The organism is Streptomyces sp. CB01635, from assembly GCF_002803065.1.
Taxonomy (GTDB): domain Bacteria; phylum Actinomycetota; class Actinomycetes; order Streptomycetales; family Streptomycetaceae; genus Streptomyces.
Window position 1 is genome coordinate 448,697 of record NZ_NNBL01000002.1, and the last position, 17,032, is coordinate 465,728.

19 protein-coding genes and 1 riboswitch are annotated in these 17,032 nt (G+C 70.9%); of the genes, 10 read left to right on the forward strand and 9 right to left on the reverse strand.

Annotation, left to right across the window (positions count from 1 at the left end):
- Positions 1–142 precede the first annotated feature (142 nt).
- Positions 143–1,147: a 2-hydroxyacid dehydrogenase gene (locus tag CG723_RS06035; protein WP_100592186.1), complete on the forward strand. Its 1,005-nt coding sequence runs from the start codon at positions 143–145 to the stop codon at positions 1,145–1,147.
- On the opposite strand, the gene CG723_RS06040 is transcribed toward CG723_RS06035, so the two are convergent.
- Positions 1,090–3,006 carry an anthranilate synthase family protein gene (locus CG723_RS06040; protein ID WP_100592187.1) on the reverse strand — a complete coding sequence of 639 codons (1,917 nt, stop codon included), beginning with the start codon at positions 3,004–3,006 and terminating at the stop codon, positions 1,090–1,092. The two genes, CG723_RS06035 and CG723_RS06040, sit on opposite strands and share 58 nt — an antisense overlap.
- A 105-nt stretch (positions 3,007–3,111) precedes the next feature.
- Positions 3,112–3,198 carry a trp operon leader peptide gene (locus CG723_RS49120; protein WP_100592188.1) on the reverse strand — a complete coding sequence of 29 codons (87 nt, stop codon included), beginning with the start codon at positions 3,196–3,198 and terminating at the stop codon, positions 3,112–3,114.
- Between the two features lie 70 nt (positions 3,199–3,268).
- On the opposite strand from CG723_RS49120, the gene CG723_RS06050 reads away from it, so the two are divergent.
- Positions 3,269–4,621, forward strand: a complete 1,353-nt coding sequence (locus CG723_RS06050; RefSeq protein ID WP_100592189.1) for a class II 3-deoxy-7-phosphoheptulonate synthase — start codon at positions 3,269–3,271, stop codon at positions 4,619–4,621.
- A gap of 142 nt (positions 4,622–4,763) precedes the next feature.
- Positions 4,764–5,018, forward strand: a complete 255-nt coding sequence (locus CG723_RS06055) for a (2Fe-2S)-binding protein (protein ID WP_100592190.1) — start codon at positions 4,764–4,766, stop codon at positions 5,016–5,018.
- Between the two features lie 25 nt (positions 5,019–5,043).
- Here CG723_RS06055 and bfr read toward each other — a convergent pair whose 3' ends face one another.
- A complete protein-coding gene (gene bfr / locus CG723_RS06060; protein WP_100592191.1) occupies positions 5,044–5,523 on the reverse strand; it encodes a bacterioferritin in 480 nt (159 codons plus the stop codon).
- A 164-nt stretch (positions 5,524–5,687) separates the two neighbouring features.
- On the opposite strand from bfr, the gene CG723_RS06065 reads away from it, so the two are divergent.
- Positions 5,688–6,320, forward strand: a complete 633-nt coding sequence (locus CG723_RS06065; RefSeq protein ID WP_100592192.1) for a sulfite oxidase-like oxidoreductase — start codon at positions 5,688–5,690, stop codon at positions 6,318–6,320.
- Positions 6,321–6,364: 44 nt separating this feature from the next.
- Here CG723_RS06065 and CG723_RS06070 read toward each other — a convergent pair whose 3' ends face one another.
- The 6 genes from CG723_RS06070 to thiO form a co-directional block, all read right to left on the reverse strand.
- Positions 6,365–6,883 (reverse strand): DUF4396 domain-containing protein, encoded by a 519-nt coding sequence (locus CG723_RS06070; RefSeq protein ID WP_100592193.1) that lies wholly within the window; start codon positions 6,881–6,883, stop codon positions 6,365–6,367.
- 92 nt (positions 6,884–6,975) lie between these two features.
- On the reverse strand, positions 6,976–7,851 hold the full coding sequence (locus CG723_RS06075) for a deoxyribonuclease IV (RefSeq protein ID WP_100592194.1): 876 nt from the start codon (positions 7,849–7,851) through the stop codon (positions 6,976–6,978).
- A 34-nt stretch (positions 7,852–7,885) separates the two neighbouring features.
- Positions 7,886–9,823, reverse strand: coding sequence for a Stk1 family PASTA domain-containing Ser/Thr kinase (gene pknB / locus CG723_RS06080; RefSeq protein ID WP_100592195.1), 1,938 nt, complete (start codon positions 9,821–9,823; stop codon positions 7,886–7,888).
- Between the two features lie 94 nt (positions 9,824–9,917).
- Positions 9,918–10,712: a thiazole synthase gene (locus CG723_RS06085; RefSeq protein ID WP_100592196.1), complete on the reverse strand. Its 795-nt coding sequence runs from the start codon at positions 10,710–10,712 to the stop codon at positions 9,918–9,920.
- 4 nt (positions 10,713–10,716) lie between these two features.
- Positions 10,717–10,932 (reverse strand): sulfur carrier protein ThiS, encoded by a 216-nt coding sequence (gene thiS / locus CG723_RS06090; protein ID WP_100592197.1) that lies wholly within the window; start codon positions 10,930–10,932, stop codon positions 10,717–10,719.
- On the reverse strand, positions 10,929–12,113 hold the full coding sequence (gene thiO, locus CG723_RS06095) for a glycine oxidase ThiO (protein ID WP_100592586.1): 1,185 nt from the start codon (positions 12,111–12,113) through the stop codon (positions 10,929–10,931). The genes thiS and thiO overlap by 4 nt, the downstream gene beginning before the upstream one ends.
- A riboswitch (TPP riboswitch) is annotated at positions 12,111–12,224 on the reverse strand. (Overlaps the previous gene by 3 nt.)
- Positions 12,225–12,276: 52 nt before the next feature.
- Here thiO and CG723_RS06100 point away from each other — a divergent pair.
- The 6 genes from CG723_RS06100 to CG723_RS06125 all read left to right on the forward strand — a co-directional run bounded on the left by CG723_RS06100 (position 12,277) and on the right by CG723_RS06125 (position 17,024).
- Entirely contained in the window at positions 12,277–12,621 is a 345-nt protein-coding gene (locus tag CG723_RS06100; protein WP_100592198.1) for a hypothetical protein, read from the forward strand.
- 116 nt (positions 12,622–12,737) lie between these two features.
- The gene (locus CG723_RS06105; protein ID WP_100592199.1) at positions 12,738–13,973 is read left to right on the forward strand and encodes an NAD(P)/FAD-dependent oxidoreductase; all 1,236 of its coding nucleotides are present in this window, start codon (positions 12,738–12,740) and stop codon (positions 13,971–13,973) included.
- Between the two features lie 75 nt (positions 13,974–14,048).
- Positions 14,049–14,414 carry an Rv2175c family DNA-binding protein gene (locus tag CG723_RS06110; RefSeq protein WP_100592200.1) on the forward strand — a complete coding sequence of 122 codons (366 nt, stop codon included), beginning with the start codon at positions 14,049–14,051 and terminating at the stop codon, positions 14,412–14,414.
- 77 nt (positions 14,415–14,491) lie between these two features.
- Complete coding sequence (thiE, locus tag CG723_RS06115; protein ID WP_100592587.1) at positions 14,492–15,139, forward strand: thiamine phosphate synthase; 648 nt, start codon at positions 14,492–14,494, stop codon at positions 15,137–15,139.
- 86 nt (positions 15,140–15,225) lie between these two features.
- Positions 15,226–16,146, forward strand: a complete 921-nt coding sequence (gene metF / locus CG723_RS06120; protein ID WP_100592201.1) for a methylenetetrahydrofolate reductase [NAD(P)H] — start codon at positions 15,226–15,228, stop codon at positions 16,144–16,146.
- Between the two features lie 47 nt (positions 16,147–16,193).
- On the forward strand, positions 16,194–17,024 hold the full coding sequence (locus CG723_RS06125) for a hypothetical protein (RefSeq protein WP_100592202.1): 831 nt from the start codon (positions 16,194–16,196) through the stop codon (positions 17,022–17,024).
- Positions 17,025–17,032: the final 8 nt, after the last annotated feature.

Sequence of the window (17,032 nt, forward strand, 5' to 3'; positions counted from 1 at the left end):
GAGGCCGCGGTCGGCGCCCTGAGTGACGCCGGGGGTGGGCGGGGCGAGGTCCTCCCCACTCCCGGGTGTCGCGGGGTTGCCCGGCCCGTATATTCGCCATGACCGGCACACACGACGCGATACGGAAGAAACGGGAGCAGTCGTGGAGATCCTCGCATTCGGCGTGCAGTCCGACGAGAAGCCCCTGATGGAGAAGGCGTTCGAGGGGCATCACGAGGTCCGCTGCCTGGGCGTCTTCCTCAACGAGGACACGGCCCCCATCGCGGCCGGCTACGAGATCATCTCCACCAGCGTCAACGCCACCCTCAACAACCGCGTCCTGCAGACCCTCGCCGCCGGCGGCACGCAGATGATCGCCCAGCGCTCCACGGGCTTCAACAACATCGACCTGGAGGTCGCCGAGCGCCTCGGCCTGACCGTCGCCCGCGTCTCGTACTACTCGCCGTACTCCGTCGCCGAGTTCGCCTGGACCCTCGCGATGGCCGTCAACCGCCGTGTCGTCCGCGCCTCCAACCGCACTCGTGACTTCGACTTCAGGCTCGACGGGCTGATGGGCCGCGACCTGCGCGGCCGCACGGTCGGCGTCCTCGGCACCGGCAAGATCGGCGAGGCGTTCACCCGGATCGCCCACGGCTTCGGCATGAACCTCCTCGGCTGGGACATCGCCGAGAACCCCGCCTGCGTCGAACTCGGCATGAAGTACGTCGACAAGGAGCGCCTCTTCACCGATGCCGACCTGATCAGCCTGCACGTACCCCTGCTCCCCGCCACCGAGCACCTCGTCGGCAGCGCGGCCCTGCGCACCATGAAGGACGACGCGATCCTCGTGAACTCCAGCCGCGGCGGCCTCATCGACACCAAGGCGCTCGTCTCTGAGCTGCGCGAGGGCCGCTTCACGGGCGTCGGCCTCGACGTGTACGAGGCCGAGGCCGGGCTCTTCTTCCTCGACAAGTCGCTCGACGTCGTCGAGGACGACACCCTGGCCCGCCTCGTGACCTTCCCGAACGTCCTGGTCACGTCGCACCAGGCGTACTACACCGTGGACGCGGTGAACCAGATCATCGAGACCACGGTGGCCAACGTCCTCGACTACCGGGCGGGCCGGCGCTCCGAGAACGTCCTCGTGCCCTCCGCGCCCAAGAGCTGAGCCAGCAGCTCCCGCACGACGTCGGCCCCGCGCAGCGACAGCACCGACTCCGGGTGGAACTGAACGCCGGCAAAGCCCGGCCCGCGCAGAGCGTGCACCTCGCCGCTCGCCGCGTCCCGGCTCACCTCGACGCCGTGCGCGGCCAGCTCCACCGCCGCGTCGTCGTCGCAGCGCGCCACGAAGCTGTTGTAGAACCCGACGGTCTCGCTCCGCCCGAACAGATCGACGTCCGTCTGCGCGCCCTGGTACGGCACCTCCTTGCGGACGATCTCCAGGCCCAGCTCGGCCGCGATCAGCTCATGACCGAGGCACACGCCGAGCACGCCGTGCCCGTGATCACGCAGCACGTCGGCGGTCAGCGCGCGCAGGAACTGCATCTTCGGGTCCGCCTCCTCGGAGGGGTTGCCCGGTCCGGGGCCCAGGACGACGGGTCCCTCGTGGGCGAGCACGGCCTCCCGCAGCCCCGGCTCGTCATAGCGCCGCACGGAGACCGTGAGCCCCGACGACCGCAGCAGATGCGCCAGCATCGCCGTGAACGTGTCCTCGGCGTCCACCACCAGCGCGTGCCCCTCCAGAGCCGCCGCCTTCTCCTGCATCCGCAGCCAGAACGGCGCCAGCGCCGCCCGCCGCCCGTCGAGCGCCGCCTGCACCCGCGGATCGTCGGCGAGCGCGGGCCGCACGCCCTCGCCGCGCGGCCGCCCGGGCCGCACCCCCAGCGCGGCCAGGACCCCGGCCGCCTTCGCGTGCGTCTCCTGGACCTCGCTCGCCGGGTCGGAGCCGCGCACCAGCGTCGCCCCGACCGGCACCCGCAGCCTCCCGCCCGCGTCGATGTCGGCCGTACGGATCAAAATCGGCGAGTCCAGAGTCTGCGCCCCGCCCGCGTCGCGCCCGACCAGCGCGAGCGCCCCCGCGTAGTAGCCGCGCCCGCCGACTTCGTGTCGCTCGATGACCCGGCACGCGTTCTGCACCGGCGACCCCGTGACGGTCGCCGCGAACATCGTCTCCTTCAGCACGTCGCGCACGTCAAGGGAGGACCGGCCCCTCAACTCGTACTCCGTGTGTGCGAGATGGGCCATCTCCTTCAGGCGCGGGCCGATCACGACCCCGCCCATGTCGCCGACGGTGCACATCATCTTGAGCTCCTCGTCGACGACCATCGACAGCTCCTCGATCTCCTTCCCGTCGGCGAGGAAGTCCAGCAGGTGCTCGGGCGTCGGGCCCCCGGCCGGGTAGCGATAGGTCCCGCTGATCGGGTTCATCACGACCGTGCCGCCGCTCATCCGCACATGCACCTCGGGGCTCGCCCCGACCAGCGTCCGCCCGCCCGTCCCCTGCTGATCTCCGGTGTGCACGACGAACGTCCAGTACGCGCCCCGCTCCCCGGCGAGCAGCCGCCGGAACAGCGCGAGCGCGTCCGCCCGCCCGAACCCCCGGATCTCACCCTCGTACGTCCGCCGGATCACGAAGTTGGCGCCCTCGCCCTGTCCGATCTCCTCGCGCAGGACCCGTTCCACGATGTCCGCGTACGCGGCGTCGTCCACGTCGAAGCCGCCGTCCGACACGCGGACGTCGTGGGCCGGGAGCTGCGCAAGGACGTCGGCCAGCGGCAGCTCGTGCGTCTCCTCGGGGGTGAGCACCGCGAGCGGGGTGCCGTCGTCGCGGACGTCGAAGCCGCGCTCCCTGATCTGCCGGAACGGCACGAGGGCGAGGCCCTCGGGGATGTCGGCGAGCCGCTCGTACGTGCTCACCGGGCCGATCAGGAGTTCCACGGTGTCGGTGTTCCCGGCGGCACGGCCCGGCGCGCGGCGGCGCAGCAGGGCGAAGGGTCGGTCGTCGTGCAGCAGCTCGGACAGGTCCATGGCAGGTGATTCCTCTTCCAGACTCCGGTGACGGAGAGGAACGGCCAGGTCCCGGAAAACACTGAAGGCCGCCCTCGGGCGGCCTTCGCTTCGCTGTACGCGCAGTCAGTGGGCCGCCGGGTGAGCGGTCCACCACCAGTTACGGGTCGTGTGCGCGAACATGGGCGGAACCCTACCCGATGGGCAGCTCATCTGTGGACGACGCGTCTCAAAGGGTGAGCGGTCGGATGGACCACCGACATGACCCCGTAATGTTGAGGATGTGACCGTGAACGCTAAGACCAGCGCAAGCGCTGGCAACACCTGGCGAAACCTGCCCGCGGCGCAGCAGCCCGAGTACCCCGATGCCGAGGCTCTGCGCGATGTGATCGCGGACCTCGAGTCGTATCCGCCGCTCGTCTTCGCGGGCGAGTGCGACCAGCTGCGCGCCCGACTGGCGGCCGTCGCCAAGGGAGAGGCGTTCCTCCTCCAGGGCGGCGACTGCGCCGAAGCCTTCGACGCGGTGTCGGCCGACCACATCCGTAACAAGCTCAAGACGCTGCTCCAGATGGGTGCCGTCCTCACCTACGCCGCCTCGGTGCCGGTCGTGAAGGTCGGCCGCATCGCCGGCCAGTACTCCAAGCCGCGCTCCAAGGGCACCGAGACCCGTGACGGCGTGACCCTGCCGACGTACCGCGGCGACTCGGTCAACGGTTTCGAGTTCAACGAGAAGGCCCGCATCCCGGACCCCGAGCGCCTGAAGCGGATGTACAACGCGTCCGCCTCCACGCTCAACCTGGTGCGCGCCTTCACCACCGGCGGCTACGCCGACCTGCGCCAGGTGCACGCCTGGAACCAGGACTTCGTGAAGTCGTCCCCGTCCGGCCAGCGCTACGAGCAGCTCGCCCGCGAGATCGACAACGCGCTGAACTTCATGCGCGCCTGCGGCACCGACCCGGCCGAGTTCCAGACGGTCGAGTTCTACTCCTCCCACGAGGCGCTGCTCCTCGACTACGAGTCCGCGCTGACCCGCGTGGACTCGCGTACGGGCACCCTGTACGACGTGTCGGGCCACATGGTGTGGATCGGTGAGCGCACCCGCCAGCTGGACGGCGCGCACATCGAGTTCGCCTCGAAGATCCGTAACCCGATCGGCATCAAGCTCGGCCCGACGACGACGCCCGAGGAAGCGCTGCAGTACATCGAGCGCCTCGACCCGGACGGCGAGCCCGGCCGCCTGACCTTCATCGTCCGCATGGGCGCCGACAAGGTCCGCGACAAGCTCCCGGAGCTGGTCGAGAAGGTCACCGCCTCCGGCGCGACCGTCGGCTGGATCACCGACCCGATGCACGGCAACACGTACGAGGCGGCCTCGGGCCACAAGACCCGCCGCTTCGACGACGTGCTCGACGAGGTCAAGGGCTTCTTCGAGGTCCACAAGGCGCTCGGCACGCACCCGGGCGGCATCCACGTCGAGCTCACCGGTGACGACGTCACCGAGTGCGTGGGCGGCGGCGACGAGATCTTCGTCGACGACCTGCACCAGCGCTACGAGACGGCCTGCGACCCGCGTCTGAACCGCAGCCAGTCCCTCGACCTGGCGTTCCTGGTGGCGGAGATGTACCGCGACCAGTGATCTTGCAGTAAGTGCCGTGGGGCGCGGATCACAGTGATCCGCGCCCCACGGCACTTTTGCGCTCCGGACCCGGCGGGTAAGGTTAGGTTAGCCTCACCGTTCATTGGGGCGGCAGCAACGAACCGGTCCTGATCCCTGGGAGGTGAACCGCGTGTACGTCTGCAACTGCTTCGGTGTGACCGAGGACCAGGTCAAGAAGCACGCGGACGACGGTGCGTGCACCCCCCGCCAGATAGCGTCGGCCTGCAAGGCAGGCACGGACTGCGGCTCGTGCGTACGTCGCATTCAGGCGCTGCTCGGCCGCGGATCCTGCCCGCGCCGCGAGCTGGTGGAGCAGGGAAGGCCCGCTCTGACGGCCGACCCGAACGCCCTCGTGAACCTGTCGGACGCCGCCTGAGGCTCCGCCTGAGAGTTTGCGGCTGCTAGCTGTCCGGCTGCTCGATCTGCTGGGCCAGGTACAGCGCCTCACCGAGACTCTCGAGCAGCTCCAGCTGGGTGTCGAGGTAGTCGATGTGGTGCTCCTCGTCCTCCAGGATGTCCTCGAAGATCCGCGCCGACGTCACATCGCCCTTGGCCCGCATGACGTCGATGCCGCGCTTGAGGCGGTCGATCGCCTCGACCTCGACCTGCCGGTCGGCCTGGAACATCTCCGTGACGGTCTGACCGACCCGTACGTGGAAGAGCCGCTGATAGTTCGGCAGGGCATCGAGGAAGAGAATCCGTTCCGTCAGCCGGTCCGCGTGCTTCATCTCGTCGATGGACTCTGCACGGGTGTACTTCGCGAGCTTGGTCCAGCCGTTGTTGTCCTGGATCCGGTAGTGGAGCCAGTACTGGTTGATGGCCGTCAGCTCGCCCGTGAGCTGCTCGTTGAGGAATTCGATGACCTCGGGGTCGCCCTGCATCGCAGAGGCTCCTTCCGCGTGGTGGACTCGGCAGGTTTCGCGCATCCTCGCACCGGCACCGAAAACCGTCCAGTAAGTGCACGCTTAGTAGGAGTTGCCCGTTTCAAGGGCGGCCAGGCTCTCGCTGGTCACGTCCACTGCCCGGGGTCTGTCAGGATGGAGGCATGGGTCAGCCGGTGGGTCGCGAGTCTGGGGGAGCAGTGCAGTCGGAGCTTCCACCGGGACAGCGTCTCCAGCGGGGCTGGCCTGTCACCCACTACGGCCCGGTGCCCAAGTTCCGCCCCGAACGCTGGGAGTTCAGGGTCTTCGGCGCCACCGCCGACGGGGACAAGCACTGCTGGACGCACGAGGAGTTCTCCGCCCTGCCGTACGGCACGGTCGTGGCCGATCTGCACTGCGTCACGAAGTTCAGCATGCTCGGAGCCGAGTGGGGCGGCGTGCCCGCCGCGACGATTCTCGAACTGGCGCCGCCCGCGCCCGCCGTCACCCATGTGATGGTCTGGGCCGAGTACGGCTTCAGCGCCAATCTCCGCCTTGAGGACTTCGCCGCTGACCGCACGATTTTCGCCACCCACAAGGACGGCGAACTCCTCACCGCCGAACACGGCTTCCCGCTCCGCCTGGTCGTGCCCCATCTGTACGCCTGGAAGGGCCCGAAGTGGGTCCGCGGCATCGAGTACATGACGGCCGACCGCCGCGGTTTCTGGGAGGAGCGCGGCTATCACAACGTCGGCGACCCCTGGCGGGAGCAGCGCTACTCGTACCAGGAAGAGCCCGGGGACGGCCCCGAGCTCTGAGTCCTGGCGCTTCTCGTACGGTCTGTCAGTGGTCGTACGGTCCGTCAGTGGTGGTACTGGTGCACCACCGCGTGGCCCTTGCCGCGGCCGATCATCCACTTGTTGACCGGGGTGGTCACCACGAAAGCGATCGCCAGTGAGGCCGCGAGCGCGCCCCAGAAGAGGCCGTCCGTCAGATGGGCGTCCATCGCGTTCGGCCACAGCACGATCACGCCGTTGTCGATCAGCTCCATGACGGCGATGGACAGGGTGTCCGCGGCGAGCGCGACCCGGAACGCGGTCCGGAAGTCGACGCCGGCCTTCAGGATGCCGCGCAGCGTGAGCGCATAGCCGAAGAAGAAGGCGAGCGCGATCGCCAGAATCATCGTCGGGGCGTTGCCCCAGCCGAACGCCGTGCCGATGACCATGCCGAGGACCTCGCCGATGGCGCACCCCGTGAGGCAGTGGAGCGTCGCCTGCGCGGCCATGGACCAGCTGACCTTGCCGAGGCCGCCGTGACCGGCGTGGGCGTGCTGCTCGTGATCTGCGTGGTGCTCGTGTCCGGCGCGCGTCTCGTGCTTCATGAGTTCCCCCAACGTCAGAGAGCGGTTCCTGTCGCCGACAAGAACCGTATACCCCCTGGGGGTATTCCTCAAGCGATCTCCGAGGCGATCTCCTAGCGCTTCCGGAGCTCCTTCAGACGGGCCACGTCCGCCGCGTGCCCCTCCTTGCCGCCGGGCGTCTCGAGGATCAGCGGCACGTTCTCGGTCGCCGGGTGGGCCATCAGCGCGCGGAACGGCTCAGCGCCGATGTGGCCGGAGCCGATGTTCTCGTGTCGGTCCTTGTGCGCCCCGACGACGTCCTTCGAGTCGTTGGCGTGGATCAGCTTGAGACGGCCTTCGCCCACGGTTTCCACGAGCAGGTCCAGGGTCTGCCGCATGCCGTCGGGGCCGGTCAGGTCGTGGCCCGCCGCGAAGATGTGGCACGTGTCCAGACAGACGCCCAGCTTCGGGTGCGCGTCCAGTGCGTCGAAGTACGGCCCGAAGTCCCAGGTCCGCGAGCACAGCGAGGAGCCCTGGCCCGCGGTCGACTCGAGCAGGAGATACGGGTCCTCGTCATGGGTCAGCTCGTCGAGGAGCGGCAGCATGCGCTCCCGCACCTGCGCGAGCGCCACGGCGCGCTCACGGCCGCCGGTCGCCGAACCCGTGTGCACGACGACGCCGAGCGCGCCTATCTCCCGGGCCCGGCGCAGCGAGTGCCGCAGCGACTCCACGGACTTCTCCACGGTCGCCACGGTGTGCGAGCCGAAATTGATCAGATAGGGCGCGTGGACGTACGCCGGAATCCGCTCGGCGGCGCAGGCCGCGCGGAACTCCTCGTCCTGCTTCGGGTTGCCGGGAGGCGTCGCCCAGCCTCGCGGGTTGGCGACGAAGACCTGGACGGTCTCGGCGTCCAGCTCACGCGCGTACGAGAGCCCTACGGAGGCCAGGCCGCCGGCGACGGGGACATGGCCTCCGACCGGGTTACGGGGGAGGGAATCGGTGCTGCTCACCGGTCAAGGGTGGCACGCGTGCGTGGGCGCTCCGTCAGCGGATCTGGATGGTGATCGTCGCCCCCTTCGGGGCCTCGTCACCGCCCGCCACGGACTGCTTCTTCACGGTGTCGCCGAAGAAGCCGAGCAGGCCGCGGTCCTCCTCGACGTCGAACCCGCTGTCCTTGAGCTTCTGCGTGGCGTCGTCGACGCTCATGCCCACGACATCGGGGACCTCGATCATGACCGGGCCCTTGGAGATCTTCAGAGTGACGGTGTCACCCTCGCCGAGCTGCTTGCCTTCGACGGGGGACTGCTGGGCGACGCTGCCCTTGTCCTCGTCCGAGTGCACCCGCTCCGTGGCGATCTCGGCCTTCAGGCCCGCGTCCTGAAGGTCGGCGATGGCGTCCTCCTCGGCCTCGCCCGTCACGTCCGGGACGTCCACCGCGCTGCCCCTGCTGACCTTGAGCGCGACGGCCGAACCGGCCTTGCGGGTCGTGCCGGACGCCGGGTCCGTGGCGATCACCGACCCCTTGGGGACGTCCTCGTCGAAGTTCCTGGTGACCATGCCGGGCTCCAGGCCCGCGTCCTTCAGCCGGCGCTCGGCCCTGGCGAGGGGCGTGCCCTCGAGATCGGGGACCTGCACGGTCTCCGGGCCCAGGGACACCGTCAGATCCACCGCCCCGTTGTCCCGGATGCGGGCGCCCGCCCTGGGGTCACTGGCGATGACGGTGCCGCGCTTCACGGTGTCGCTGTACGCGCGCTTGACGTGCCCGAGGTCGAGGCCCGCGTCGCCGAGCCGCTCCTTCGCCTGCGTCTGCGTCTTGGCGAGCAGCGGCGGGACCTTCGTGAACTGGCCCGAGTTGATGTACCAGACGCCCGCGCCGAGGCCGAGGGCGAGCAGCACGGCCGCGACGGCAGCGAGCACACCGCGCCGCGGACGACGCCTCCGGGAGGGGGCGGGCGGCGGGGGAGGTGTCTCGAAGCGGCTCGTGCGGTTCAGCTCCGCCTGCGGGTCCTGGTCGTCGGCGGGCAGCGGGAGCTGAACGCCCCTGGTCCGCAGCGCCCGCGGGATCACGCTCGTACGGTCGTCCGAGATGTCACGGTCCTCGGGCCGTGCGGCCGGCGGCACCGCGTCGAGCTGTGCGTCGGTGAGGGCGGCCCTGGCCCCCCTGACCTGGGCGAGCAGCGCCACCGCGTGGTACGGCCTGAGATCGGGCATGCGCGCGGTCGCGGACGCGACGAGCTCGTCCAGCTCCGCGGGCAGGCCGGGCACCGACGCGGACGGGGGCGGCACGTCCTCGTTCAGGTGCTGGTAGAGGACCTGGGCGGGGGAGTCGCCCGAGTGCGGCTTGGCGCCCGTGAGCATCTCGTAGAGCACGACCCCGCACGCGTACACGTCGACGCGGGGGTCGGCGGTGCCCGACTCGATCTGCTCGGGGGCGAGGTAGGAGACGGTGCCGAGGACGGCGCCCGTGGTGTTCGTGACGGTGTCCACGGCCCGTACGAGGCCGAAGTCCGCCACCTTCACGCGGCCGTCGTCCCCTATCAGGACGTTCTCCGGCTTCATGTCGCGGTGCACGAAGCCCGCGCGGTGCGCGGCGCCGAGCGCGGCGAGGACCGGCTCCAGGATGTCGAGCGCGGCACGCGGCCGCAGTGCCCCGCGGTCCCTCAGGACGTCCCGCAGGGTGCAGCCCGCGACGTACTCCATCGCCAGATAGACGTACTGGCCGTCCGCGCCCTGGTCGAAGACCCCGACCACATTCGGGTGGGAGAGCCGGGCGACGGACTTGGCCTCGCGGATGAAGCGCTCGACGAACGAGACGTCGGCGGCGAGGGCCGGGTGCATCACCTTGAGCGCGAGCACGCGGTCGAGGCGGGTGTCCACGGCCCTGTAGACCGTGGCCATCCCGCCGACCGCGATGCGTGCGTCGACGCGGTACCGGCCGTCGAGCACCTGCCCGACGAGAGGGTCCTGAAGGGTCGTGTCCACGCAGGTGAGTGTACGAGCCGCCGCCGACACCCGGCTCCGCAGTCGTCCACTGGCGGCCGTACTGCAGCAGAGCTGTAACCGTGCCGTACGGCCCTCAGAACGCGGGCCGCTCCGGGTCGAGCCTGGCCATCCCGGACACGGGCGACGAGGCCTCGGCGAAGTGTCTGCGGGGGATCCGGCCCGCCCGGAACGCCAGCCGCCCCGCCTCGACCGCGTGCCGCATGCCCTCCGCCATCAGGACCGGCTCCTGCGCGCGGGTCACGGCTGAGGCGAGCATCACACCGGCGCACCCCAGCTCCATCGCGAGCGCCGCGTCGGACGCGGTCCCGGCGCCCGCGTCAAGGATCACCGGCACGCGCGCGTGCTCGGTGATCAGCTGGAAGTTGTGCGGGTTGCGGATGCCGAGCCCGGAGCCGATGGGGGAGCCGAGCGGCATGACAGCGGCGCAGCCCACGTCCTCCAGCTTCCGCGCGAGCACCGGGTCGTCGTTCGTGTACGGCAGCACGGTGAAGCCGTCGTCGACGAGGATCTCGGCCGCGTCCAGGAGCTCGATCGGGTCGGGCAGCAGGGTGCGCTCGTCCGCGATGACCTCCAGCTTGACCAGGTCGGTGCCGAGCGCCTCGCGTGCGAGGCGGGCGGTCAGGACGGCCTCACCGGCGGTGAAACAGCCCGCCGTGTTGGGCAGCACCTGGATCCCCAGCTTCTCCAGGACGGAGAGCACGGAGCCCTGCACGCTCGCGTCCACGCGCCGCATCGCGACGGTCGTCAGCTCCGTGCCGGACGCGACGAGGGAGCGTTCCAGGACGTCGAGGCTGGGCGCCCCGCCGGTGCCCATGATCAGGCGGGACGAGAAGGACGTGCCACCGATGACCAAGGGGTCGTCAGCCATGGGTTCAGCCTCCCTGGACTGCGGTGAGGACCTCGACGCGGTCCCCGTCCGTGAGTGCGGTGGCGGCCCACTGCGCGCGCGGGACGACGGTTTCGTTGAGTGCGGCGGCGACCCCGGACGGCGCGGTGGTCAGCGCCGAGACGAGGGCGTCGAGCGTGGTGCCCGGGGCGACCTGGCGGCCCTCGCCGTTCACGGATACGTGGGTGACGGACACGGTCATACGGGCTGCTCCACAGAGACGGGTGCGGGGACGGCGCCGAAGCGCCGCGGGGTGAAGGGGCGGGCCACTTCGGGGAGTTCGCCGGTGGCGAGGACGTGGGCCATGGAGTCGCCGGTGACCGGCGTGAGCAGCACGCCGTTGCGGTAGTGGCCGGTGGCGAGCAGCAGGCCCGGCAGGGCGGTCGGGCCAAGGATCGGGGCGTTGTCGGGGGAGCAGGGGCGCAGGCCCGCGCGGGTCTCCGTGAGCGGCAGCTCCGTGATGCCGGGCACCAGCTCGTGGGCGTCGCGCAGCAGCTCGTAGACGCCGCCCGCGGTGACCGTCGTGTCCCAGCCGAGCTCCTCGCTGGTGGCCCCGACGACGAGTTCGCCGTTGACCCGGGGCACCAGATAGAGGTTGCCGCCGCGTACGACGGCGCGCACGGTGCGGCTCAGGAACGGCGCGTACATCTTCGGCACGGTCAGGCGCAGGACCTGCCCCTTCACCGGGCGTACCGGCGGCAGCACGTCGTCCGGGACTCCGGCGAGGCGGCCGCTGAGGCTGCCGCCGGCGAGGACGACCTGGTCCGCGTCGAGACCGGTGCCGTCGGCGAGGACCACGCCGCGCGCGCCCTCGCGGACGACTGTCAGCCGCTCGGCCCACTGCCGGTGGAACCGCACCCCGGCCCGCTCGCAGGCCGCGACAAGGGCCTTCGCGAGGCGTCTCGGGTCGATCTGGTGGTCACCGTCGACGCGCAGGCCGCCCCGCACGGACGGGGCCAGCATCGGTTCGAGGCGCCGGCACTCACGGCCCGACAGCCACTCCGACTCCAGGCCCGACTTGCGCTGGAGGGCGTGCAGTTCCCGAAGGTGCGCGCGGTCGTCCGCGTCGAGCGCGACGGCGAGGGTGCCGCACGCGCGGTAGCCGAGGTCGAGCCCGGTGGCCTCGGAGAGCTCGGCCGCGAACGCCGGATAGCGGCGCGCGGACTCCACGTTGAGCCCGAGGAGGGTCTGTTCGGCCTCTCCGTAGTGCAGTTCGGTGACGGCGGCGAGCATCCCGGCCGCCACCTGCGCGGCCCCGCCGCCCGGTTCGGGGTCCACGACCGCGGCGCGCAGCCCGCGCTGCGCGGCCCGCCACGCGGTGACGAGACCGATGATCCCCCCGCCCACGACCAGGACGTCGGAGCCTTCTGAAGTACGCGACATGGGCGTCCAGCCCCTCCCTTCGCCGGCATGACCCGGATCAGGTTCGTACGGTCGGAGGCCGTCACAGCCTCCCTCTCAGCCCGGTACGTCCGGGCTCCCGCGAGTGCTTTACGGTGGCCAGCCTAAACCGTTGCCCCGACCTCCAGTAAGGGAGCCCGCCCGCATGGCCCGCTCGCTCGACGGACTCGTCCTCGCCCCGGTCGCCGACCAGGCCCCCGGACAGGTGGGTACGCGGACGCGGTTCACGTACCACGAGGAGGACGGCCGGATCTGGGCCGAGTACGCGGGCGGGGACGTCGTGCGCGGCCACCTCGTGGGCATCCGTGAGGGCGACCGGATCGACTTCAGGTACGTACAGCTGAAGACGGACGCGACGACCTCCTCCGGACACTGCGTCTCGCTCGTCGTGGACCTTCCCGACGGGCGGGTGCGGCTGGACGAGACGTGGGAGTGGGAGTCGCAGGCCGGCAGCGGGACGAGCGTTGTCGAAGAGGTCCCGGGCGCCTGACGGCGGGAGCGCGGACGGCCGGAGCGGTCAAACCGGCGGCCGGTGTGGAAGACGTCACGGGACCGGAGTGACGCGGCCCGCTGACTGACTGAACGTCAGGTGCATATGGTGATCCGGTGAGCGAGCAGACCCAGAACCAGGCCCCGGTGCCCCAGGCAGGGCGGCACGTCGTCATCGTCGGTGCCGGGATGGCGGGGGTCCAGACCGCCGTGGCCCTGCGCGAACAGGGCTTCACCGGCGCCGTCACGCTGATCGGCGCGGAACCCCACCAGCCGTACGACCGGCCTCCGCTGTCCAAGGCCGTCCTGCTCGGCAAGGCCGAGGGGTCCGCCTTCGACGTGGACTTCGAAGCCCTCGACATCACGCTCGAACTGGGCCGCGAGGTCACCGGCGTACGCCCCGCCGAGCACACCCTCGACACCGCCACCGGACCCGCCCCCTACGACGTCCTCGTCCTCGCGACCGGCGCCGAGCCCATCCGGCTGCCCGGTACGGAGGACATCCCCGGCGTCCATCTGCTGCGCACGCTCGACGACGCCGAACGCCTGCGCCCCGTCCTCGCCGCGCAGCGCGACATCGTCGTCGTCGGCGCGGGCTGGATCGGCGCCGAGTTCGCCACCGCGGCCCGTGAGGCCGGATGCGCGGTCACCGTCGTCGAGGCGGCCGAGCGGCCGCTCGCGGGAGCGCTGCCCGAGGAGGTCGCCGCCCCCATGGCCGCCTGGTACGCGGACGCCGGGGCGGAACTGCGCACCCACGCGCGCGTGGAGCACGTCGAGGCGGGATCCGTGGTCCTCGACGACGGCACCCGGGTGCCCGCAGGTGCCGTGGTCGTCGGCATCGGGGCCCGCCCCGCCACCGGCTGGCTCACCGGCTCCGGCATCACGCTCGGCGCCCACCGCGAGGTCATGGCGGACAACCGCCTGCGCACCTCCGAGCCCGATGTGTACGCCGTCGGCGACTGCTCGTCCTTCCCCTCGGGCAGATACGGCGAGCGCCTGATGGTCCACCACTGGGACAACGCGCTCCAGGGCCCCCGCACGGTCGCCGCCAACATCATCGGCGAGAACCCGGCGACGTACGACCCCGTGCCGTACTTCTGGTCGGAGCAGTTCGGCCGCTTCGTGCAGTACGCCGGACATCACGCGGCCGCCGACGCCACCGTGTGGCGCGGAGACCCACAGGGCGCGTCCTGGAGCGTGTGCTGGCTGCGCGAGAGCCGGCTCGTCGGCGTCCTCGCCGTGGGCCGCCCGCGCGACCTGGCCCAGGGGCGCAAGCTCATCGAGTCGGGCGCCCCCCTGGACCCGCAGGCCATCAGAGACCCGGCCCGCCCGCTGAAGGCCGCTGTCGTCTGACCGCCCCGCCGGGGCGACCGGGCCTTTTGCGCGGCCGCGTTTCCCACTGTCAGTCCGGGATGGCACGCTTGTCCTGTGACCGAGATTGACGCAAAGATCGATGCTCTCGTCCCCGAGTGGCTCACCCTCCCCGACATCGCCGAGCAGTTCGGCGTGGAGGTGACGCGCGTGCGGCAGCTGGTGAAGGAAGGCCAGGTGATCGCCGTACGCCGTGGGGAGAACAGGGCGCTGCACGTGCCCGCCGCCTTCATCGACGGCGACAAGGTCGTCAAGGGCCTCACCGGGACTCTGACCCTGCTCAGGGACGACGGCTACAACGACGAAGAGATGCTCGAGTGGCTCTTCACCCCCGACCCGACCCTGCCGGGCACTCCCGCTCAGGCGCTGAGCGAGAATCGCGGCACGGAGGTGAAGCGCCGCGCCCAGGCGCTCGCCGTCTGACCTGACAACCGTCCGGCGTGCGGGCCGCGCTCACCGCGGCCCGCACGCCACCGACCAGGGGGGACTCACCCATGGCCATGGCCGCAACGCAGCGCGCCCAGCTCGCCGACGCCCGGCTGTACCTGTGCACGGACGCCCGCAAGCGCCAGGGCGACCTCCCCGAGTTCCTCGATGCGGTCCTGGCGAACGGCGTGGACATCGTGCAGCTGCGCGACAAGGGCATGGAGGCGGGCGAGGAGATGGAGCACCTGGCCGTCTTCGCCGACGCCGCCGCCCGCCACGGCAAGCTGTTCGCGGTCAACGACCGGGCGGACGTCGCCCACGCCGCCGGCGCCGACGTCCTGCACCTGGGCCAGGGCGACCTGCCGGTCGCGGCCGCCCGCGCCATCCTCGGCGAGGACGTCCTGATCGGCCGCTCCACGCACGCCGACACGGAGGCCGCCGCGGCCGCCGTCCAGGACGGCGTGGACTACTTCTGCACCGGCCCCTGCTGGCCGACCCCCACCAAGCCCGGTCGGTACGCGCCCGGCCTCGACCTGGTGCGCTACACGGCCTCGCTCGGCACGGACCGCCCCTGGTTCGCGATCGGCGGCATCGACGCGGGCAATCTGGACGAGGTACTCGAAGCGGGCGCAAGCCGCGTCGTCGTGGTCCGCGCCATCACCGAGGCGGACGACCCGGGCGCAGCGGCGGCCGACTTCGCGAAGCGGCTGCGTACGGCCTGATCCGTTCGGTCGGGCCCCGCCAAGACGTGTGTCCGCAGGGTGGACGGGGATTAGGGACAGAGCCCTCCCGTGGCTAACCTGCCCATATGGCCCTTGGCACCGCTTCCACCAGGACTGATCGCGCACGCACCGTGCGCGACATGCTCGCGACCGGCAAGACGACCTTCTCGTTCGAGTTCTCGGCGCCGAAGACCCCGAAGGGTGAGCGGAACCTCTGGAACGCGCTGCGACGGGTCGAGGCCGTCGCGCCCGACTTCGTCTCCGTGACGTACGGCGCCGGTGGCTCCACCCGCGCGGGCACCGTCCGCGAGACCGAGCAGATCGTCGCCGACACGACCCTGACCCCGGTCGCCCACCTCACGGCCGTCGACCACTCCGTGGCCCAGCTGCGCAACATCATCGGCCAGTACGCGGACGCCGGCATCAGGAACATCCTCGCCGTGCGCGGAGACCCGCCCGGCGACCCCATGGCCGACTGGGTCGCGCACCCCGAGGGCCTGACCTACGCCGCCGAACTGGTCCGGCTCATCAAGGAGTCGGGCGACTTCTGCGTCGGCGTCGCGGCCTTCCCCGCGATGCACCCGCGCTCCGAGGACTGGGACTCCGACGTCCGCCACTTCGTGGACAAGTGCCGGGCGGGCGCCGACTACGCGATCACCCAGATGTTCTTCTACCCCGAGGAATACCTGCGGCTGCGCGACCGGGTCGAGGCAGCGGGTTGCGACACCCCCGTCATCCCGGAGATCATGCCGGTCACGAGCGTGCGCATGCTGGAGCGGCTGCCGCAGCTCAGCAACGCCACGTTCCCGCCCGCCCTGAAAGAGCGCATCCTCACAGCCAAAGACGATCCGGCGGCTGTACGCTCCATTGGCATCGAGTTCGCGACGGAGTTCTGCGCGAAGCTGCTGGACGAGGGCGTTCCGGGTCTGCACTTCATCACGCTCAACAACTCCACGGCGACACTGGAGATCTACGAGAATCTGGGCCTGCACGACCAGCGGGCCTGACCCGGCCGTATTCCACCAGGGGCGGCGGCCGTACGAGAGGGGCGTACATGGGCTGGACGGTCCTCTACATCGCGTTCGGAATCGTCGCGTTGTGGCTGCTCGGTGAGGTACTGCTCCAGTACAAGGCGAGGCTGCGCTTCCGGCTGCTCGCCTTCGTCGGCTTCGTCGGCGTCGTTCTCGGTGTGCTGATCCCGTCGGTGATCGTCATCGGGATCGGCGCCATCACGTTCGCGGTCGGCCAGACGTATGTGACGCTGTCGTTCCGCAGGGGCTTCTCCACGGGCTGGGCGCTCGGCGGGAACCCCGGCGCGAGCAAGCGGCGCAAGCTCAGGGAGCCGGTCCACCAGGACCCGGTCCTCGAGGTCTCCGACCTGGAGTACGAGTCGGCCGCCCCCGAGCCCGAGCCCGAGTCCGCGGCCGAGGTGACGTCGGTCTACGCGCCGCAGCCGATGCCCGACGACACCGGCCAGTACGGCGTCTACGCGCCGGCCGCCGCCCACACGGACGCTGCCGCACAGGGCTACGCCTACGACGCGTACGCGGGCTACGACCAGCAGCAGTACGGCTACGACAACGGCCAGCAGCAGTACGCCGCCTACTCCGACCCGTACATCGGGACGCAGACCTACCCGGCGCAGCCCCAGTACGACGACGCGTACGGCACGGGACAGCAGTACGGCGACCCGTATGCGAACGGCGGCTACGGCATGGAGACGCCGTCCGGCGGGGTCTGGGTGCCCCAGCAGCGCACCGGCGACGACCAGCACCAGCAGTACGGCGGCGAACTTCCCCCGGAGCAGCCCTACCCGTACGAGCAGAACGGCCAGGGCGGCTACGACGGCGGCTCCGGCTACAACGAGCAGCAGTACCGCTACTGAACCCGGCG